This window comes from Sulfurovum sp. MH2-6, assembly GCF_058374785.1.
Genome location: NZ_CM178170.1, coordinates 1,438,539 through 1,459,109 on the forward strand (window position 1 = coordinate 1,438,539; position 20,571 = coordinate 1,459,109).

Annotated in this window: 23 protein-coding genes; 19 read left to right on the plus strand and 4 right to left on the minus strand. The window is 45.1% G+C overall.

The window, feature by feature from the left end; genetic code table 11:
- Window positions 1-115 precede the first annotated feature (115 nt).
- The 11 genes from AC4JOV_RS07365 to AC4JOV_RS07415 all read left to right on the plus strand — a co-directional run bounded on the left by AC4JOV_RS07365 (window position 116) and on the right by AC4JOV_RS07415 (window position 7,982).
- Window positions 116-913 (plus strand): DUF4393 domain-containing protein, encoded by a 798-nt coding sequence (locus tag AC4JOV_RS07365; protein ID WP_229938229.1) that lies wholly within the window; start codon window positions 116-118, stop codon window positions 911-913.
- Between the two features lie 745 nt (window positions 914-1,658).
- On the plus strand, window positions 1,659-2,090 hold the full coding sequence (locus AC4JOV_RS07370) for a hypothetical protein (protein ID WP_229938228.1): 432 nt from the start codon (window positions 1,659-1,661) through the stop codon (window positions 2,088-2,090).
- A gap of 79 nt (window positions 2,091-2,169) precedes the next feature.
- Window positions 2,170-2,517, plus strand: coding sequence for a hypothetical protein (locus AC4JOV_RS07375; RefSeq protein WP_229938227.1), 348 nt, complete (start codon window positions 2,170-2,172; stop codon window positions 2,515-2,517).
- Between the two features lie 269 nt (window positions 2,518-2,786).
- Entirely contained in the window at window positions 2,787-4,013 is a 1,227-nt protein-coding gene (locus AC4JOV_RS07380; protein ID WP_229938226.1) for a multidrug effflux MFS transporter, read from the plus strand.
- A 195-nt stretch (window positions 4,014-4,208) separates the two neighbouring features.
- Window positions 4,209-4,505 (plus strand): hypothetical protein, encoded by a 297-nt coding sequence (locus AC4JOV_RS07385; RefSeq protein WP_229938225.1) that lies wholly within the window; start codon window positions 4,209-4,211, stop codon window positions 4,503-4,505.
- Between the two features lie 88 nt (window positions 4,506-4,593).
- Entirely contained in the window at window positions 4,594-4,959 is a 366-nt protein-coding gene (locus tag AC4JOV_RS07390; RefSeq protein WP_229938224.1) for a rhodanese-like domain-containing protein, read from the plus strand.
- A gap of 63 nt (window positions 4,960-5,022) precedes the next feature.
- Window positions 5,023-5,481, plus strand: a complete 459-nt coding sequence (locus tag AC4JOV_RS07395; RefSeq protein ID WP_491522126.1) for a nucleoside deaminase — start codon at window positions 5,023-5,025, stop codon at window positions 5,479-5,481.
- Between the two features lie 229 nt (window positions 5,482-5,710).
- Window positions 5,711-6,055: a hypothetical protein gene (locus tag AC4JOV_RS07400; protein ID WP_229938222.1), complete on the plus strand. Its 345-nt coding sequence runs from the start codon at window positions 5,711-5,713 to the stop codon at window positions 6,053-6,055.
- A 110-nt stretch (window positions 6,056-6,165) separates the two neighbouring features.
- Complete coding sequence (locus tag AC4JOV_RS07405; protein WP_229938221.1) at window positions 6,166-6,612, plus strand: hypothetical protein; 447 nt, start codon at window positions 6,166-6,168, stop codon at window positions 6,610-6,612.
- Window positions 6,613-6,623: 11 nt separating this feature from the next.
- The gene (locus AC4JOV_RS07410; RefSeq protein WP_229938220.1) at window positions 6,624-6,950 is read left to right on the plus strand and encodes a hypothetical protein; all 327 of its coding nucleotides are present in this window, start codon (window positions 6,624-6,626) and stop codon (window positions 6,948-6,950) included.
- A 120-nt stretch (window positions 6,951-7,070) separates the two neighbouring features.
- Window positions 7,071-7,982: a hypothetical protein gene (locus tag AC4JOV_RS07415; protein WP_229938219.1), complete on the plus strand. Its 912-nt coding sequence runs from the start codon at window positions 7,071-7,073 to the stop codon at window positions 7,980-7,982.
- 94 nt (window positions 7,983-8,076) lie between these two features.
- Here the strand turns inward: AC4JOV_RS07415 and AC4JOV_RS07420 are convergent, their stop codons facing one another.
- The 3 genes from AC4JOV_RS07420 to AC4JOV_RS07430 form a co-directional block, all read right to left on the minus strand.
- Window positions 8,077-8,472, minus strand: a complete 396-nt coding sequence (locus AC4JOV_RS07420; protein WP_229938218.1) for a hypothetical protein — start codon at window positions 8,470-8,472, stop codon at window positions 8,077-8,079.
- A gap of 240 nt (window positions 8,473-8,712) precedes the next feature.
- Complete coding sequence (locus AC4JOV_RS07425) at window positions 8,713-9,165, minus strand: threonine/serine exporter family protein (protein WP_229938217.1); 453 nt, start codon at window positions 9,163-9,165, stop codon at window positions 8,713-8,715.
- Window positions 9,162-9,923 carry a threonine/serine exporter family protein gene (locus AC4JOV_RS07430; protein ID WP_229938216.1) on the minus strand — a complete coding sequence of 254 codons (762 nt, stop codon included), beginning with the start codon at window positions 9,921-9,923 and terminating at the stop codon, window positions 9,162-9,164. The genes AC4JOV_RS07425 and AC4JOV_RS07430 overlap by 4 nt, the downstream gene beginning before the upstream one ends.
- 389 nt (window positions 9,924-10,312) lie before the next feature.
- Between AC4JOV_RS07430 and AC4JOV_RS07435 the strand changes: the two genes are divergently transcribed.
- A complete protein-coding gene (locus AC4JOV_RS07435; protein ID WP_229938215.1) occupies window positions 10,313-10,825 on the plus strand; it encodes a GlcG/HbpS family heme-binding protein in 513 nt (170 codons plus the stop codon).
- A gap of 116 nt (window positions 10,826-10,941) precedes the next feature.
- Here AC4JOV_RS07435 and AC4JOV_RS07440 read toward each other — a convergent pair whose 3' ends face one another.
- A complete protein-coding gene (locus tag AC4JOV_RS07440; protein ID WP_229938214.1) occupies window positions 10,942-11,898 on the minus strand; it encodes a hypothetical protein in 957 nt (318 codons plus the stop codon).
- A 167-nt stretch (window positions 11,899-12,065) separates the two neighbouring features.
- On the opposite strand from AC4JOV_RS07440, the gene AC4JOV_RS07445 reads away from it, so the two are divergent.
- The 7 genes from AC4JOV_RS07445 (at window position 12,066) to AC4JOV_RS07475 (ending at window position 20,550) form a co-directional block, all read left to right on the plus strand.
- The gene (locus AC4JOV_RS07445) at window positions 12,066-12,392 is read left to right on the plus strand and encodes a hypothetical protein (protein WP_229938213.1); all 327 of its coding nucleotides are present in this window, start codon (window positions 12,066-12,068) and stop codon (window positions 12,390-12,392) included.
- A 62-nt stretch (window positions 12,393-12,454) separates the two neighbouring features.
- Window positions 12,455-12,955: a hypothetical protein gene (locus AC4JOV_RS07450; protein ID WP_229938212.1), complete on the plus strand. Its 501-nt coding sequence runs from the start codon at window positions 12,455-12,457 to the stop codon at window positions 12,953-12,955.
- Window positions 12,956-13,153 carry a YwbE family protein gene (locus tag AC4JOV_RS07455; RefSeq protein ID WP_229938211.1) on the plus strand — a complete coding sequence of 66 codons (198 nt, stop codon included), beginning with the start codon at window positions 12,956-12,958 and terminating at the stop codon, window positions 13,151-13,153.
- Window positions 13,150-13,599, plus strand: a complete 450-nt coding sequence (locus tag AC4JOV_RS07460; protein ID WP_229938210.1) for a YaiI/YqxD family protein — start codon at window positions 13,150-13,152, stop codon at window positions 13,597-13,599. Before AC4JOV_RS07455 ends, AC4JOV_RS07460 begins: the two co-directional genes overlap by 4 nt.
- A 358-nt stretch (window positions 13,600-13,957) precedes the next feature.
- Entirely contained in the window at window positions 13,958-17,659 is a 3,702-nt protein-coding gene (locus AC4JOV_RS07465) for a DUF7379 domain-containing protein (protein ID WP_229938209.1), read from the plus strand.
- A gap of 423 nt (window positions 17,660-18,082) precedes the next feature.
- Window positions 18,083-19,318 (plus strand): HD-GYP domain-containing protein, encoded by a 1,236-nt coding sequence (locus AC4JOV_RS07470; RefSeq protein WP_491522127.1) that lies wholly within the window; start codon window positions 18,083-18,085, stop codon window positions 19,316-19,318.
- Between the two features lie 212 nt (window positions 19,319-19,530).
- The gene (locus tag AC4JOV_RS07475; RefSeq protein ID WP_229938207.1) at window positions 19,531-20,550 is read left to right on the plus strand and encodes a cytochrome-c peroxidase; all 1,020 of its coding nucleotides are present in this window, start codon (window positions 19,531-19,533) and stop codon (window positions 20,548-20,550) included.
- Window positions 20,551-20,571: the final 21 nt, after the last annotated feature.

The following is a 20,571-nucleotide window of genomic DNA, read 5'->3' on the forward strand; positions in this document are numbered from 1 at the left end:
AAACAAGGGGAAAGAGGACATTGTCTCACAGAGAGTGCAAGCACAAGGTTCCTCTAATAAATAGATGCACGCACCCCACGGAGCGCGACCGTTAGGTTAATAAAAGGATAAATATTTGAGTAAATCAGAAAATACAGAATCTAAAAATTCAAATACTGAAGATATAATTAATGCAACAACAGAATTAGTAAAAGCAATTCCAATTTATGAAGATGGACTACAACCAGTTACTAAACAACTTGGTAAATCACTAGAAACTGTAGGAAAAGCAATTAATGTAGCGTTGTTACCAATTAGTTGTGTTGTGTGGGGAGCAGACAAGTTAAAAAGTTTTATTGAAAATGATGTTGCTGAAAAACTTAAAGATACTCCTGAAGAAAAAATATGTACTCCTGATCCAATAGTAGCTGGGCCAGTATTAGAGGCGTTAAAATTTGCAGGACATAAAGAAAGTTTAAAAGAAATGTATGCAAATCTTCTCGCAAAATCATTAAATCAAGACACTACAGATAAAACTCACCCTTCATATGTTGAAGTAATTAAACAATTAACAGTCGAGGAAGCAAAGCTTCTTCACCTGCTATCGAATAAAGAAAAATATCCTATTGTATGTAACTTTGTGAATACATCAAAAAATTCAAATTTATCAATAATGTTAAGAAATAGTTTTAATAAAATTTGTAATGAAATCAATATTGATAAAGAAAATTCCAATACTTATTATGATAATTTACAAAGATTAAAACTTATAGAAGTAGTTGAAACAAGAACTCAAAAAATTGAAGAAGACTTTATGCATCAAATGGGTTTTTCAATTCCAGGGGCAGACAAATTTGAATTTAAAACAACAACTAGTTACATATTAAAATTTACAAATTATGGGAGAAGATTTGTAGACGTATGCATAGAATAAAACCTAACAAATCATTGGAGAGAAATATTTGACCCTGCGGCTCAAATATTTTTCAACTTAAACATTAGCTATCAGGAGTAAGTATGCGATGTAAACCTTCAAAAGTCAGTTGCACTGCTGCAGAGACTCCAATCAACTCATCTCTTCATACTCTAGTACGTTTATACCAGATTCATAACCGACCTGACTCACAGGGCGAACTATCGTTTTTTCAGACTATGCCCTCATTAGAGTCAGCTATACATCATGCTGCCTTTTCTATGAATCAATATGACAAACGTTTTGATCACCAGCGTAGACTGAAACGCACATCCCTTAACCAGGCAAAGATAATTCTCCTGAATGCAATAGAACAGTTAAAAGTAGTTTGCTCGTTTCATGAACTCCATGAGTTACTCCTAGAGCTGCTTTTGCCTGTATATGGGTTAGGGGAATTATATGTGTATGACACGGCTCTCCGACTTGGCTCGTTTCTTGGGCTAATGCCAGAGCATGTTTATCTACACGCAGGTACTCGCACCGGTGCACAAGCATTGGGTTTAGACTCATCTGCTCAGTTCATTCAAATAGACGCACTACCTAAGCCAATACGGGTACTCGCTCCCCACGAAATTGAGGATTTTCTATGTATATACAAGAAACACTTGAGGAACTGATATCTAACAAACCAAAGGAGACCAATCAAAAACCCGCGGGTGGCTTTTTGATTGCTCATTTTAAACGTTAGTCTACAAAAGGAGCGAAAGTGAAAAAAGAAAAATCGGCTACAAGTGTTGTCATACATCACATATTACACACAACTATTCTATTTCCATTCTTTGGATTGCTGACAGGGTATTTTCTACTCAAGTTTTTAGGCGATTCTCTTGATACTACAACACTGAGGATTCTAAAAGATTTGGTAAATATCGGTTTTGTCTTTCTTGGTGTGAAGTATTCTCTTTCGTACATTGACAAAAAATACTCCGTTACAGATCCAGAAAAAAGCTCAAAAATCTCGATTATTGTTTTTGCTGTATTAGCTGCATGTATGTGGGTCCTTAGTATTCTCAATGGTTTCAATATCATCGGTATTGTTTACAACACCGTATTTTTCGGAATTGTCTTTGCAATTTTCTTTGTGATGACAAAAAAATACTTTTCGAGCTTGCAAGCTCAACAGACAGCAGAAGCCTAACAAGGCTCTGTACACCAATATGAACCCCGCTTGCTGGTTTCATATTGGTGAGTTTAAACATTAGTGAAAGAGGAAAATAATGAATGGAATTGGTATCGTAATTGGAATAATTTTCGTAGTTTCTTGTATTATTGTTCCAATCGTGTTTATTCTACGAGCACCTTATATTAATCTAATTGAAAAAATAGTTTGGTTTTTACTATCAATATTGGGTCTTCCTATAGCATTTATAATGGACTATCCGTATCATCAGGCAATTAAAAATGCCACCAGTCAAGAAGAAATCAACCAATTAATTGCAACTCACCATGCAACGTCTTTTCCACAAGTTACTTTTGTATTTTGGGCTTTGGCAATTTTTTTGATATTTAAAATTTCTTATGCAAGAAAACAAGGGATTTGGGAAAAGGAAAATAAACGTCACTAACAAACCAAAGGAGACCAATCATAACCCCAGGGGCGGCTTTTTGATTGCTTGACGGGTTCCACCTCTCCGCAGATGAAACCGGAGAAACACAGCTGAAAGTCCAATATAGTTTCCCCTCTTCCCTAATGAGGCGAAAATATAGCCCAAACCCTAGGCAGAGGCATGATGCTTTATATGCTATAATCACAACAATAAGACCAGTGCCACTCTTTAGTATAGAGAGATTGACGCCCCTTTTTCATCTACCCCATCACACAAAGGTTTTGATCATGTCGCAGCCATCCAAAGTATCTTTTCTCGAATTTGTCTCACTGATGGCTCTTCTGACTGCCATGACAGCCCTCTCAACCGATGCCGTCCTTCCTGCACTGGGTGAGATCGGTCATGACCTCCATATCACCGGGAGCAACAACAACCAGCTTATCATCTCCCTCCTCTTTGCCGGTATGGCGCTTGGCCAGATCATCTACGGTCCGCTCTCAGATACTATCGGACGAAAACGCAGTATCTATATCGGCATCACGATCTTCATCCTTGGCTGCATCCTCTCCATCTTCAGCAGTGATCTTACTACCATGCTGATCGGGCGATTTCTTCAGGGGCTCGGTGCCGCTAGTACACGTATCGTTACCATGGCACTTATCAGGGACCGTTATGAGGGTCGGGAGATGGCCAGGGTCATGTCCTTTATCATGACCGTCTTTATCTTTGTACCGGCCGTGGCCCCTGCTTTTGGAGAAGGAGTGCTTTTGGTGTGGGAGTGGAAAGCGATCTTTGTCAGCTTTCTGCTCATCGCTACCCTCACCTTCATCTGGTTCGCCCTGCGCCAGGAAGAGACACTTCCTCCCAGTGCGCGTGTCCCCTTCTCCCTGCACCATATCTACAAAGGTATCAAAGAGACCTGCCTCAATCGTACCGCCTTCAGCTACACCATCATCGCGGGGATCATCTTCGGTGCTTTCCTAGGCTACCTGAGTTCGGCACAGCAGATCTTCCAGGACGCCTACAAGACCGGAGAAGCTTTTGTACTCTACTTCGGCCTGCTCTCCATTGGTATCGGGTTCGCCTCCCTTCTCAATGCACGGCTGGTGATGCGTCACGGTATGCGAAAGATCAGCGGCTATGCCCTTACCGCCATCACACTTGTCTCGACACTCTTTTTTCTCTTTGCCTGGATACATGACGGACTGCCGCCCTTCTACAGTTTTATGCTCTACGGCTTCACAACCTTCTTCTGCATGGGGCTGCTCTTCGGTAATCTCAATGCCATGGCGATGGAACCTCTCGGCCATATCGCCGGTATCGGTGCGGCCGTGGTAGGTTCACTCTCGACCTTTATCTCAATTCCGCTCGGGATTCTTATCGGCCGCTTTTACGAAGGCACCATCCTTCCCCTTGTCGCAGGATTCACGCTACTGGGGTTCTTTGCACTCCTTCTCTTCCGCTATGCCAGTCTCTCGGAGATGAGATCGGTCCATCTTGAAGAGAGTAGCTGAGAAGCAGGCGATTTCTTCTGACGGGTTCTCTCTGACCAGTTCCACCTCTCCTCAGGTGTAACCTCATACTTCAACGCTAATTCCCCATTCATCGATGATATTGTATTCCATCTCGGGAGAGCTGGAACAAGAGAAAAGAAGGTCAGGTATGATTTTTGTATATTCCTTAAATAGTCTGTAGGTAAGGAGTATATTTTGAATGCGTGTTTGGTAAATATATGTGAGGCTTTTGAGGAGACAACCGATTTTTTCTCAGACAGATCTCAGGAAAAAGAGGAGATCGTGACAAAGCTTTTTTTTGATTTTCTGGAGTGTTTTTCATCTTTACAAGCAGAAAAACTCGAGTATCCAAAAGAGTTTCAAAACGATGTAAAACTCTATTTGCAGGGACATCCGATCTTAAAGAAAAAATTTGAAGATGTAGAGATCCGCTATTTGATGCTGAGCGATTTTTACGATTTTTGCAGATTGACAAAAAGGTATACAAAATAGCAAATACCTTAGGTGTTTTTGATAGACAACTGAAATTGAGGGGTCACGATGTGGCAGGAAGTATCTAGGCAAATAAGAAAGGAAACAGATGTTAAATTTTGGGCCGTTCAAGTCTCTTTCGACGAAAGAGTTTCAAGAAAAAAGAGAGGAAGGCTTTGCAGTCATCGATATAAGAAGAGCCGACGAGTGGGAGGAGTACGGTACTATAGAGGGCAGCCATAAGATCACATTTTTTGATGAGGCAGGAGGCTATGATCTTGATACGTTCCTGGAAATATTTACGGAGGTGGTCACAGATAAGGAACAGCCTTTTATCCTAGTATGCGCCCATGCAAATAGAACAAAAACCGTTGCTGAGATAATGGGCCTAAAACTTAAATATAAAAATGTCTATGAGTTAGACGGCGGTATCAATTGGGGTTGGATCGATAAAGGTTTGGTCACGGTAAAATAAAGAGCGTTTTTCTCGTCCCAAGCTCCAGCTTGCGGAACGAGGGAAACATGCTATAATCTAACCATGAACAGATGGATGCAGATAGCCTATGACGAAGCGATAAAAGGGATGAATGCCAACGAAGGTGGGCCGTTTGGGGCCGTTATTGTCAAAGACGGCGAGATCCTTGCCAAAGCCCACAACCGTGTACTGGCGACAAACGACCCGACAGCCCATGCCGAAGTGATCGCCATCAAAAAAGCCTCGCAGCTGCTCGGTACCCACGACCTCTCCGGATGTACCCTCTACGCCACCACGCAACCCTGCCCGATGTGCCTCGGGGCTATCTTCTGGGCACGCATAAAGACGGTCTATTACGGTACTACCACACTGGATGCGGCCAAAGGCGGTTTCGACGATGCGCGTTTTTACGAGATGATAGAGGGACGAAACAGTGATATAGCGTTCAAGCAGATCGATCACGAAGCGTGCGCGGAGATTTTTGAACAATGGGATGAGAAAGAGGACAAACAACTCTACTGAAGCCCACTCGTTTCATCTCTTCTATAATCAAGAGAGATAGTTTGCTCCCTCAATCCCACTTCTTGCTATAGCCGGACATTTTTTTGTATACTAATAATGACTTCAATAAAGGGGATGAGGAGATTGTCGCACAGATCGTGCAAACACAAGGTTCCTCTAATAAATAGTTATCTCGGCTGCCCGCTTACCCGCGGCACCGTTAAACAATCATACAAAAAGGAGCGTTAAAATGGCAACACAAAATCCGTTTAGTCCTGCAAGGGAAGTAGCAAAAGTCTTTGAAAAAGACTCTGGACTTCGTAATAGGTTAAAGAATGATCCCAATCCAATGGATGTAATTTATGAAGTCGCGGACAAAGTAGAGAAAGAGTACGAAAAGACGAACGACCCTATATTGTACAGAGTTGCAATCAGTGTTCTGGGAATCTTAGCAATCGTAACTGCAGTCGGAGCTCTAGCATTAACAATTGTCGATAAAGAAACACCCGAAGTACTTGTCTCATTGGGATCAGCCGCAGTCGGAGCACTTGTCGGACTATTTGCTCCTACACCTACTAATTCAAGATCTGCTTAACAGATCAAGGGAGACCAATCAAAAACCCGAGGGTGGCTTTTTGATTGCTCATTTAGACGTTAGGTTGCAAGAGATTATAATGGATAGTGATTTCAAAAAAAGGGGGAAAAATGAAATATATGATCAACAAAAGCGTCTCAATTCTATCGATTTTTTTGTTTTTTGTCACACTCAGCGGCTGCTCATTGCTCATCGACAGATATGACAAAATCGCCTATCAGAACGCTACTTCCATCAAAGTGGATTCTTTGGCATTAATGGGTAAAGCAACGACGCCTTATACCAAGAATGAAAGTGCTGTAGATACACTTCAAATAAAACTTGAAAAAGCGTATGAGTATGCCAAAGGACGGCCCAAAAATGATATTGTGACAAAGCAGTGGGAGATCATGAAAAACCCCAACCGTAACCTATTGGGTGGTTTCCTGGTCCGCTGGAAAAAGAAAGGGGTTCTTTCAGAGACCTTTATAACAGAAGCAAAGAGAAATACTGCACTCGGATTTGATCAGATCATCGGTCTGGAGAGTGGCAAAATTAAACCAAAAGAGAGTAAATAGGAGGAACCCATATGTCGCATTTTGATGATTTTGTACATACCGTGCAAGAAGGTGTAGAGGGGCTTGCGAAGACAATGCTGAAAGGATTCAAAGACGAGGCGCTCACGGATACAAAGACGTTTATGGAGTCATCGAAGGAGGAGCTCCAAAGATGGACAAAACTCCTTGCCCAAGGTGAATTGACACAAGATGATTTTGAATGGCTCGTGATGGGAAGAAGAGATGTCCTGGAATTACACCTTTTAAAACAATCAGGGCTTGCTTTGGTGAGACTGGACAGATTTAAAAATGCTTTGATCGATCTGATCATAGACACCGCATTTGACATCTTCCTGTAAAGTTCGACTTACACGCTTATCTCCGGGATGCCCAGTCCTACAGAGATAACACAGTGTTTCAGATGTTTCTCGTCCCCAGGCTCCGGGTTGCGGGACGAAGTAAATTGTTGAAGGAAAAGAATGAAAGATCTAAACCACTTTGAATATACTGCACTGGCAGTCAACGTATACCATACCTATACCCAAAAAGAGGAAGACAGCACCTTCAAACAAAGCCTTTCTCAAAGTTCACAGGATGAGGACAAGTTTAATCCGCTTGGACTTGACTTCCAGAGAATCTACAACTGGCATTTTTATAATAATCACGGCAGTATCGACGACACTCCGCTTGTTCCTGGGAGCAGAACTTCTGAAAACCGAGTCATATCCCTGATCAAGAAGATCAAAAAACAACAAGAGAAATACCGTAATGCTACCGCAGAGGAGAAAGAAGATGCATGGGAATATCTGATTGATGCCTCAGGGAGATTGATACATCATATCCAGGATATGAGTACATTCAGTCATGTGGTCCCTGTTTATCACGGACCGGGGTTAAAGGACAGCTACGAAGTCTTCGGTGCAAAACTTGTCAACAAGATCACCGTTGTACCTCAACGTGAAAGCGTTGCAAATAGTCTGCATATCCCCATCACTTCCGAAGAGATCAAAACAGTGATTGAAAGATATGAAGGAAAATCATTATTTGATATCTATGATATCTCTGCAAAAGAAACCCTTAACATCCTGAATAGTGACAACGATCATTTTGAGCTCACACTCAACGGGGAAACAACACAGAGAAGATGGAACAGTTTCTGGAGAGAACACAGCAACTCCGATGTGGATCCATGCAGCTGCATGGAAAACAAGTTTAAAGATTTCGGCAGCTTCGGAGAACTCTGCAATCATTTCGGAGAACCGTTCTTCACTGTCGGCGATAACTTCTACGAAGTGAACCATACCGAATATATGAAGATATACAAAAAGATGATGAAAAAATCCATTCTGGATACTGTGGCGGTCATAGACAAACTCTTTTCTGAGCTATAAATAGATCAAACCATTTGTGAGTGCGCATTTTGAACGTTATCTATACACCCTTATCGGGGCGATGAGAGGAAGAAAGAGTGAAAAGCAAAAAACCTTATAACTCAAAAGAGAGGTTTGCAAATACCCCTTCAACACTTTGTGCGCTTTTATAGCGGGTACGGAGGACTCTTACCTTTTTGGTCTTCATATCGCATACGGCTATACGGAAGCTCATACCCATTTGCGGTTCGACGATGCAGATAATTTTTCCCTCATACTCCCGTGTAGCGTGGATGATCCCCTGCAGGTCGGGGAAAAAGTATTTTGGATAGCTTAGCGGTGTGATCTCCACGATCTTGATCGTATCGCGCTCTTCAAGGGTATCCAGTATCAGCTGTGCATCTTCAAAGCTCTCAAACTGTACACACCAATCATCAAACACCTTATTGAAATGGTTTAGATCTTCATCCAAAAAACCTCCGGCAAGTGATTGTAAAGCAAAAATTTCCATCTATTTCATCCTATTTTATCAAGGCGGAATTCTAGCATAATTCGCTCGTGAAGAGCAATAGATCCAAGGATTGGATGCGTGCTTTTTTGACTGAGAGATAAGATAGGAGTTGGATTCTGTTTTTCCCTTCCTAAATTTCACGATAGGCATACACCCTCTACTTTCCCTCTTCTCCAAGCTCCAGCTTGCGGAGAGTGAGGGAAAACGAACTCGGCAGCATTATAGTGACAGTACGGCTGCCTAAAGTATTTTAAACCTGTATTTTTTGAGAAACTGTGTAGGCAATACAATCCCGATAGCAATAGCGCCAAATACAAACCATGTTTTTAACCCGTAATGCAGGGACTGGATAATAATCTCTTGATTGTTGATCTGGTGTGTTGAGATCTGAATGAAACCTATCATCGCTTTATAGGCATTGACCGTAGGGACTAAAACGATCGAACTGCTGATCGCATAAACCAGAATAGGTATATTTTGCTTATGAGAGAAATAGAGACTGATACACCCTATAAAAAACGCTGCAATAAATGTTGAAAACTCCAAACTGAAGTCGTAATGCAACATATACTTTTTAATCAATACAGCCCCGGTCCCAAGGATAATAATGGGGATCAAAGAGCGTTTTGGAGCATTGAAAAGGATTGCAAAAGATAATGAAACAAACAAACCGATGCTGATGTCAAGGATCATACAAACTTCTCCACACCCAAAATATGCAATGCCAAAGATATCCCGATAGCAATAGCAAAAGAGATTATCACTCCCCTCACTCCTCGAACAAGACCCGTGGTGTAGTGCCGCTTGGTAAGATCGTTGACGGAGTTAATAAACGCAACACTCGGAACCAAAAAAAGGATGGATGAAGCGATCGCTATATGTGCCATCTCATTGTGAAGCGTTAAAAGACCGGAACTTATGGTTGTGACAAAAGAGACGAGAATGATGGCGATGAAAGGGTTCAAATACTGCTTTAATAAAAAGCCGTTAAGATAAAACCCTATAGAAGCAGCGATAAACGTTGCTACGCACATGTAAAGATCCCCGCCAAAAAGCAAGCTAAACGCGCCACATCCGATACCCGCCATTATATTACGCAGATAATACGGGTACATAGGACTGAAACTCTCTTCATCTTTGAGCGCCTCAAGAAGCTTTGTGCTATCTGCTGTAGTATCCATTTGATCAATGATCCCCGTCATTTTATCAAGTGCGGTAAAATTGACATCCTGCCTCTCTGCTCTATAGAGTTTCGTATTATAGATCTTTCCATTTGAAGACAAACTCAGCAAAATTGCATTCGGAAAGATCAAAACGGTAAGATCCCGGCAACCCAGTTTCATTGCAGCTTTGTTGATACTTGTCTCCACAAGCTCTGTTTCTGCCCCGTGTTGTAAAAGCAGTTTGCCAATTTGTGAAAGTAGATCTATGGTTTGTTTTTCTTTGTTCACGTACTTTTTCACCTTCTCTTGAAGATGGAATTATACTTAAAGTTTTCTCTTTTGCATCGCTAAAATACAGCTATTTTTTTCTTGCTTTTCACGTTGTATAGGTTCATGAAGAAACCCGTTATCAGAACATATGACCAGAGACTTTTGCAAAACCTCAAGCCCGAAAAAAGGATGGATTAAAAAGTGAGAGGTGATGGTCCGTCAAGAGGAGTTGAACCTAACGGCATTACTGCCGCTAAAACCTGAATCCAGGCTACTGCCAGCAGCGTATCCATGCAGGCATTTGGTCTAATTGAAGTCAAAAAAATCTATAATAGAACATAAGTAAATCTAAAAGAGTGTCTACCTTTCAGGGTACACCGTTATATCACTTCACATAGGAAAGAACAATGAAAACACTATCTAAAAAACTCACTGCACTGCTGGCCGGTACACTGCTGGGCACACACCTCTATGGTGCTGATGTCTTCACACAGAAAAACATTGGACTTGAAGCTGCCAGTGATATCGCCAGGATGAGCATCGAGTCATGTCGTAAGGCAGGCTATAACGTTTCCGCAGTCGTTGTTGACAAACACGGTATCCTCAGAAGTGCGATGCGTGATGACCACGCTGTGAAACAGACACTTGAGATCGCACAGCGTAAAGCAAATATGGTTGTGATGGCAGGTACTGCTTCCGGTGACTTTAAAAAAGCGAGAAGCGACATCCGGCAGGAGCTCAACCACATCGAGGGACTTATTGTGATGCAGGGTGGACTGCCGATCACTGCAGGCGGTATACTCATCGGGGCAGTCGGGGTAAGCGGTGCACCTGGCGGTGACAAAGACGAAGCGTGTGCTGCAGCAGCCATCAAAAAGATCACAGAGAGACTTGAGTTCGCTTCTATGGGAGAGGATTAGGCTCAGAATATCTTCACTCGTACACACAGCTCAGAGAGTGTGAGAGAAAAAAACAGGGTGCATATTCACCCATAGGTTAGACTGGTTCCACCTCAGGGGAGCTAGATAGAGAGACATTACTTCTCCTTCGTCATACCCTTGATCCCCTCAACATCGATCGGCGTGGACCACTCTGCATCAAATACCGTCTCCATCTCCTCCACTTCCTCTCTGATCTCGGCTACCCGCTCTTTCATCTGCTCATGCAGCTCCAGGTAGCGCTTGTCGCTGGCCAGCATGACTTCCTCTTTGCCTTGTTTCCATCGGTGTCGGCTCAACGCTTCGACGACTTCGGGAGCGACGGATTTGAGGATAGCTGCTTCCAGGAGTTCGGCTTTGTTCTCCACAACGTTGAGCTCGACGCCGAGGGTCTGTCCTTGGTCGATCCATGCCTGATTTAGCTTATTTTTCTTATTTGTGCTGAGCGTATAGGTGGGATAACGGGAGACGATCTCTTCGTAACTCTCTCCGAAAACGATAGGAATAGCAGTAAACTCGATATCCGGGTTGATGAGTTCCAGGTCAGTTTTGACCTTTTCGGCAAGGGAGTGGAAGATAGACTCTCCGGAGGGATCGTAATCCGTAATGGCGATCAGATAGGACTTGTTGTGCTCGGCGGTACGGTTGAGATACTGTGCCACATTGACTGACTCGAAGGAAGGGATCTGTCCGGTACTGCTGTAGATACCGCACAACAGAGCCTCGGACAACAGATCTGTGCTTCGGGTCGGTTTTTCGCTAAAGAGCACGATGGGGGTATTGTAGGTGTGGGTGTCGTTGCTGAGTCCCTTGGTAATGAGATTGAGTCGGCTGTAGATCGTCACGTCACCATCCAAAAAGAGCTCATAGAGGTACTCACCGATCAGGCGGTTGACATAGATATCCCACTGATCATCAGGCATATTTTTGAGATCTTCGATCTCCCCTTTGAACTTATACCAGATATCTCTGATATTTTCTACGCTCTCACCCGTGCCAAGAAACCGGTCGATATATCCGGTGAGTTTTTTGCGGATGCCTCTGTAGTGTTTCATAACGTACACCTTTATCCATACAAAGTTAGAAATATTATAACAGTTTTTCTCTCATCTGCAGGCCGGGGTCCGGGAGAAAAATCCGGGTATCCTCCACCCTGCCTTTTTTCTTGCAATCACCACTCCTTTTTTGTATACTAATACTACTTCAATAAAGGGGATGGATAATGCTGGTAACAACAACGGAAACACTGCCGGAAAACTTGAAGATCACCACGATGTTTTCCATGATTGAGATTACACATAAGATCCAGATATCCCAAAAAGGATTGATCAAAGGTTTTCTGGAGAGAAAACGCGATGAACACCAGGAGGCATATGAGAGATTGATCGAGAGTGCTCCCAGTGAAGCCAATGCCATCATCGGTGTGACACAGAGTACTGCAACCCATACCTTTCCGGAAGGAACTTTTCTTTTTATTACCTATATAGGTACACCCGTGGTTCTTGAAGAGAAAAAAGAACGCAGTGAAGACTCAAACCTATTTGATTGAGGAGAGGGTTTTCAACACATATTTAGCTATAATTCCAAAATTCAATACAAAGAGCCTATCCCATGTGCGACTTCAACAACCTCACCGACGAACAAAAACTACACTACCACAAGATCCTTCTGGATGCCGCTGATAACTTCGGTGGTAAAAACTTCTTCCTTCAACTGCTTGAAGCAGTACGCGAGAGTTCTACACACCCCCTGATCTCAGCCAACAGAGAGTTCAATATCGGTCTGGGTACGGTAAAGTGGAATAAGGTGATCTTCAGAGACAAGCTTCAGCTTCTTCAGAAAGCGAGAGCGCAGGAGAGCAAACAAAACAACCTTCTGCCAAGCAAAGAGGATAAAAGCTATAAAAAAGTTCTCAACCTCGTACGGACACTCAAACCGATCGTCTTTACCGTAAGACCGGAGCGCAAAGAGGACGGAGCGGGATTTATGTTCCAGCCTTTTGATATCATCGATGAGGAGACCACCAGGCTCAACCCTCTCTTTGATGCGATCTTCTTCTGTTCGGTCGGAACTATCAAGAAACTACTGAACTACGAACCAAAGGCTCTGTAAATGTCACAGGGACAAAAAAGAGCAGAGATCAAGTACGGTATGAACGTCGGTATCGTACTCAAGGAGGACCAAAGTACAGGCTACATCACCTACGGGGTGGTGCAGAAGATACTGACCAACTCCCCTACCCATCCCCACGGTATCAAGGTACGCCTGATGAGCGGTGAGGTAGGCAGGGTCAAAGAGATCGTAAGATGACACTCTATATCGACGGTGACGCTTTTCCCAACCTTCTCAAGCCTATCGTACTGCGGAGTATCGAACGCCTGAACCTGCCGACCAAGGTGGTCGCAAACAAAAAGATCCATATCGGTGCATCCAGACATATCGAGTATATCATCGTAGAACAGGGGGCCGATGAGGCGGACCATCGTATCGTCGAGCTGTGCGAAGCGGGAGACCTTGTCATCACGGCAGATATCCCGCTGGCTGACCGTATCATCTCCAAAAAGGCACACGCTATCGACCACAGAGGAGAACTCTACACGGTAGAGAATATCAAACAGTACCTGGCGATGAGAAACCTGATGGAGAGCATCAGAGAAAGCGGGGAGATCACCGGCGGACCCAAGCCATTTTCACAGAAAGATGCCCATAACTTTGCCAACCAGCTTCACAGCTTTCTCACCAAGCATATCAGATAACGCTGCATCGGGCAAAGAGGTCTAACCTTTTACGCTCAGTCACACACTCCCTATACAAACTGCACCCTAAGCAAAAACAGCCTCCTTTATGTCATAATATAGTGTTACGGCATACGTTTCTATAGGGGAAGATAGAGACACTGGACTTTAACCTACTCTTCTCATCCTCCCTTGAAATAAAGTACAGATAGCTATGAGGAAAAAATGAAAAAGTTTATATCAACAGCATTCATTCACTCTTCTATTTTTTCTACTCAAACAATGGCATCAGAGGAAAATGAGCCACATCAGATACTCTGAAAAAGCCATTGAAAAATTGGGGAGATAACGCATCACCAGGGATAAAGGAGAATAACAGATGAAACAGTCCACTACTACCGACGGTAGCATTACGTTTACACTGCCCGACTCAGCATCGGATATCGAAAAAATTGAGATTCTTCCGGAGAAAGTACGTCGGCGCGGAGAGGCGATATCTCCTGATGCCTCTTCCGAACTTGCACAGATCCTTAAGGCACTGACCGAAGAGGAGTCTGAGAAGCCTGAAAACCTGGTTCACGGTTTCAGTGTCGATGTCGGGGAAGGCAGGCCGGTCCGTACGCGTCGGGGTGAAAAAACCGAAAAGCCCGAGAGTCTATCCATCGACGTTACCCTGAACCCAGAGGAGGATGCAGTGATCCTCATCGAACAGGACGGCGCTTACGAGTGGCACTTTCCCGAAAAAGTCGCCGAGAAAAAACGTCGCCTTCGAAGAGGCGGTCCGTCTGTCGTTGCATCAAAAAGCGCACACTTCAATATCCCTATCGGTGAAGGCAGAGCACCAAGAAAACGCCGGGGAGATACGCGTGTATTCGGTGGGGCGGTTACAAACTATATCAAGGGAAAAGTCATTGGATTTGTCCTGAAATTCGTCGTGCGAAAGGCAGTCGGTGCACTCTCCCGGCGACTGGAAAAAGGTGTCAAACCCGGTCCTGTCATCATCACCTCGGCAACAGATACCCAAAGCTGGAAGCACGAACAGGACTACAGCAATGTAAAACTGCCTAAGGAGCGTCCGGCGAGAATCCTTCTGCTGATCCACGGTACTTTCAGCAGCACCGAGGGTAGCTTCGGTGCCCTAACCGAGTATGAAGAGGGCCAGAATTTTCTCGACCGGGCACTGCAGTACTACGATGCCGTCCTGGCATACGACCACCATACACTGGCCGATACACCCGAACAGAATGCAGAGGAGATTTTCAAGCAACTGAACGACCTGCAGAAGTGCTCGAATGGCGGCATCGTGATTGATGCCATCTCGTTCAGCCGCGGAGGACTTGTCTACCGCTATCTGACCGAGCAGATCGTACCGAAAGAGCACGCTCTGCTCTCCTTTGACAAGGCTATTTTCGTAGGCTGTACCAATGCCGGTACCGAATTGGCAAATGACGAAAACTGGAAAACCCTGGTCGACTTCTATACTACGATGGTCGCCGGTGCAAGCCGTCTGCTGGCATTGCATCCCGGCAGCCGTGTCGCCGGCGAGATCATGAACCAGGGGATCAAGATCATCGGGAGCCTCGTCAAATATATGGCACAAGGTGCCGTGGCCGACAATGGGGTACCCGGCCTTGCCGCCATGCGTCCGGAGGGTAGCTTCGTCAAGGCTATCAACGCAATACCTTCGAGCCGTACACGCTCCGGTGCACGACGCTACTATGCCATCGGTTCGGACTTCGAACCCGGCCCCGACACCTCCGCAGGTAAGCTTGGCAGACGCATGGCACTGAAAGTTGCTGACGGTGTCGTCGATCGCCTGATGGGTAAAAAGAACGACCTTGTCGTCCACAGGTCTTCCATGTTTGTCATCGATCCGATATCAACAGCAGGGCTTTCAGATAAAATGGCGTTCGACCGGAACGGTGAAATCTATCATACTGTTTATTTCCATCAACCGCAGGTCGCACGGCAATGTGCCGAATGGCTCGGATTGCAGCCCTCAGGGAGTGCCCGTATCGGCGATACACCAAGGGAGTGGTGGGCCTCCGAAGTCTCACGCGACTTTACGACCCTGCCGTCAAGCATGAACGTCGACGTCGTAGCACGGACGCTGGAGGACGATAACTCCCGCTTTGTTGTCCTGGAACGTGAGCATAATGGAGAGAGACTGCACTACGGAATCTCGCGCAGCGAACTTGAAACTTCTCTTGATACTATCTCAAACCGCAATATCCCGCTTGATGATGCACTGGGCATGCACGAAAGTGATGCACGAAGCATCACCCTGGATGAGGCACTCGACTCAAGCGATATCGACGGTTTCCGCAGCAAAACGGCAAGCATCTCTTCACCCCTTCCCGGCGGGGAGACGCATGCCGTGATCCTTGATGAGACCGGACCGGTCGGTGTAGCTGCTTCTCCCGAGATCATCACCATAGAAAAGATGGAAGAGGAGACACTGCCAAAAAGACGCAGAAGCGCAAAGCGATCATCCTTAAGATCGCCAAAAAAAGAGGCTGAACCGCTTGCACCCGGAGAGGTATGGTGCTATGCCCATGCCGCGATGCAGGAGGAGGCGCTCCTCAACAAGAAATCGACGGTAGAGGTAACGCTCAGCCGGGATGAGATCATGTTGGCAGCCGGTGCCACAAGCAGAGGCAGTCGAGGCAAGGTACAGAGTGACAAGGACCTTATCATTCAGGTGCAGGCGCGCAAGCATTGTATCCTCAGCGGTGAGTCGCGTATAGAGGTACCTGTACCTGCGCCCAACGACGATACATTGCTCTATTTTGACATCATCCCGAAATATGAAGGTGTCGGGGAGGTACGGATCATCGTACGACAGGGCAATCGTCCCATCGCTAACCTCAAACTTTTTCCACGGTTTGTTACGACCGCCACTACCGATGTAATCGGTATGGCCAGCGCCGAAGCAGACCTTATCCCCGCAGACAACCGTACTGAGATCAAAAACGTCCTCTTCATCAGGGAAGCACAGATGGGTGATAAACGCGTGCTGGATTTCGATTTCGATTTCGAGGTGGATGGCAAAAAATATGGCGCAAGGGGTCGATCCGAACCTTTTGAAAACGGAAATGTACGGATCGATTACATCACAAACCTTTATAAGGAGATCGAAGATTTTTGGGCAGAGAGTGCATCCGACTACGAAGCTTTTATGTTTCAGCTGCGTGCCCGTGGTGCGGAAATCTTCAAAAAACTGATCCCCAAAAAGCTTCAAAGCGTATTATGGGAGCAGCGGGATAAGATCAAAGCGATCCAGGTCTTTTCGGACGAACCCTTCATTCCCTGGGAGTTGGCTTATCTGGTCGAACCGGGCAACCCCATCTCACCCGACAGTCATTTTCTCGCAGAAAAAGGCATGGTACGCGGCTACTCCAATCCTGATGGCATTACGCAGATGGCTCCCACCAAGCTGAGATGCAGAAAAAATATGGCGCGATATGTCATACCCGACTACCCTGCTGCATCGGGCCTGCAACTGCCCGCAGCAAAGGAGGAGCAGGCACTACTGGAGGAGCTCTGCAAGGCTCAACCGATCAAACCCGACAAGAGAGATGTCGTTACTGCGATGATGCAACCGGACAATTTCGATATCCTCCATTTCGCTTGCCACGGCACGGCCAATCCAAACTCTATCTGGGATGCCGGCCTCTTGATGCAGGGGAAAATGCAGGGAAACACCTATAAAGAGGAGAAACTTCTCTCAAGTGAGGTTGAGGGGTATGCCAAACTTCAGCATGATGGTTCACCGGGGCCACTGGTCTTTCTCAATGCCTGTCAGATAGGCAGAACCGGCTACAGTCTGACCGGCACCGGGGGATTTGCCCGTGCATTCATGAAACAAGGTGCCGGAGCCTTCATTGGAACCCACTGGAGCATCGGCGACAATTCAGCTCTGGAGTTTACGAAAACATTTTACACGCAGTTGAAAGAGGGAAAGAATATGATGAGTGCGGTCACCGCTGCACGCAAGGCGGCCAAGAACAACCAGGAGGTCACCTGGCTCTCCTACGTCATCTATGCAGACCCCTACGCCAAAGTAGAGATAGAGGAGTAGATCACAAGTGGTCAGCCAGTCGTTGTCATAGTGCAAAGAGCTAAAACGCTATCTCTTTGCCAACGATTTTCACACTTTTCTGACAAAACATTTCAGAGAACGCTGCATTGGACAAAGAGGTTTTCCCCTCCTGCCCTCTCCCCTCAGTCCCTTGCCCTTGTATTCATCGGATATTTGTTATATACTATAAACAAAATGACAGTGAAGAGGGGCAGACACTCCTCTTTGAAATATAGTATATATAAATCTGCCGCTCTTAAAGATGGAGGGTGATATGAAAGAGTATTCAAAAATTCAGACTGAATTTGATCTGATGATTTTAGCGGGTGGAACACTGCTTGCCCGCTTCTTATCCCGGAGCATCGGATCAAAAAAGAGAGGTCTCAGTCATTTGAATTTACCGATTCATATCATAATGAGAAGATGACTATCCGGCATTTTATTGACTATTTATACACTCAGCATATCAAAAGTACTGCTTTGAGCCTTGAACATACAAAAGAGAGTCTCCTCTTTGGTATCATAGTGACGATCGCCGTGGTTGGCCTGATCACCTATATTCAAGACTTTATCGTTTCTCTCAACGGCAGTGATATCAAGGGTGCCGTGATCGACACACTCCTCTACCTCTGGGTTATTTTTCTGCTCTTCTGTAAAGATATTACCTTCACCCAAAGATCCCTGGGGCTGATCATCCCTATCTGGATACTCTCGATCTCTCTTGCCCTGGACTCGGGCATCAGGGGTATGGATTTATTATGGCTCTTTGCCGCTCCTACGCTTGCAGGTATCCTTTTGGGATTTAAAGAGGGGGTCATCACCCTGCTTCTGACAGTAGCAGCCCTACTTCTCACAGCCCTTCTTATCCACCATACCGATCTCTGGGAAACTCTGCCCTTTCTTCCCTGGTCGGCCACCTCGGGCAACTCCATTGCCCTGGGTACACTGATCATGCTCACAGCTTCTGTCATGCCTATGGGACTTAACAGAGTATTTAAGCGCATTGACAAGAAGCTCAAAGCCATTGCCCTTACCGAGGATGCGACGATAGAGACCATAGCCATACTGGCAGAGTACCGCGATAAGGATATAGGAGAGCATCATGAACGGACCAAGCAGTATGTCCGTATCATTGCAGAAGAGTTAAGTCAACTGACCGAGTACCGGGATATTCTCACCCCTGAGTATATCGCACTTCTCTACAAATCAGCACAATTGCACGATATAGGAAAGATCGGTGTACCGGACAGTATCCTCCTGAAATCCGGGGAACTTACCCCTGAAGAGCGGGAGATCATGGAGGCTCACACTATCTATGGAAGAGATGCGCTTCTACGGTCCAAAAAAATACTGGGGCAGAACAACTTCCTGGACTTGGCCGCCCAGATCGCTTATACGCATCAGGAGCGGTGGGACGGTTCCGGGTATCCGCAGGGACTGAGAGGAGAAGAGATCCCCCTTTCAGGCCGTATCATGGCTGTAGCAGATGTCTATGATGCACTGAGAAGCAGAAGAGTCTATAAGGCACCCGTGACACACGAAGAGGCCATAAGCTACCTACAGGAGAAGAGCGGGGTTTTTTTTGATCCCCGGATTATAGCGCTCCTTCCGGAGCTTGAGTCAAAGTTTTTGGAAACAGCCACTGCGCCTAAAGGTTGATATTGATCATAAGTTATGTTAGAATAGTAAATGTATGGGGAGTAACGATGTGGCAATGCCTCATAGCGTGTAAGAGGAAACAGGGGTAATTGAAGAATCATTTCGAATAAATATCTTTCAAAGATGAAAATATTTATTAAATGATAATTTTTATTACTAATCTATAAGTATCGTCGTTGTATAATTACTTATCCAATTTATAAGGAGAACATATGAAAATGTCTAAAATCATCGCTGCATCACTTGTAGCATCATCCGTACTTTTTGCCGGTCCATTGGCGGATAAAGCGAAGTCTATGGGGCTTCAGGCAATCCCTACAGATAAAGCTGAACTTTTAAAAATGACTGACCCGAACGGTACGATCACACCGGAGAGAGTAGAGCTTGGGAAAAGACTTTACTTCGAGCCAAGACTTTCAAAAAGTGGGATCATCTCCTGTAATACCTGTCACAACCTTGGACTTGGGGGAACTGACGGTGCACCGGCAGCAGTAGGTCACATGTGGGTAGCCAATCCACACCACCTGAACTCGCCGACTGTATACAATGCGGTATTCTTTAAATCTCAATTCTGGGACGGTAGAAGTCCGCACCTGGAAGATCAGGCACAGGGACCTATGCAGGCAGCACCTGAGATGGCTTCACCTGCATCATTGGTTGTAGATAGAATCAACTCTATCCCTGCATATGTAGAAGAGTTTAAAAAAGCATACGGTGACGATGTAAAAGTAGACTTTGAAACGATCACATCAACGATCGGTATCTTTGAAAGAACACTTGTCACACCATCTAGATATGATGAGTTCCTCAACGGTAAAGATGATGCACTTACCAAAGAAGAGCAAGAGGGTCTGAAAGTATTTATGGATCAAGGGTGTGCTTCATGCCACAGCGGTGTAGCACTGGGTGGAACAATGATGCCTTTCCCAATGGTAAAACCTTATAAATTTGCAAATGTAGGCGACTTCAAAGGTGACAAGAACGGTATGGTAAAAGTACCGACACTGAGAAACGTTACAGAGACTGCACCATACTTCCACAATGGACAGATCTGGAGCCTTGCTGAAGCAGTTCAAGAGATGGGACGTACACAGCTTGGTAAAGATATCTCCGATGCAGATGCAGAGAAGATCGTGACATTCATGAAAGCGCTTAAAGGTACAAAACCTGAGATCACTTATCCGCAATTCCCGGAAAGTACAGCTACTACTCCAAAGCCTGATTTCAAATAATCTATAGAAGAGTCCCTCCGG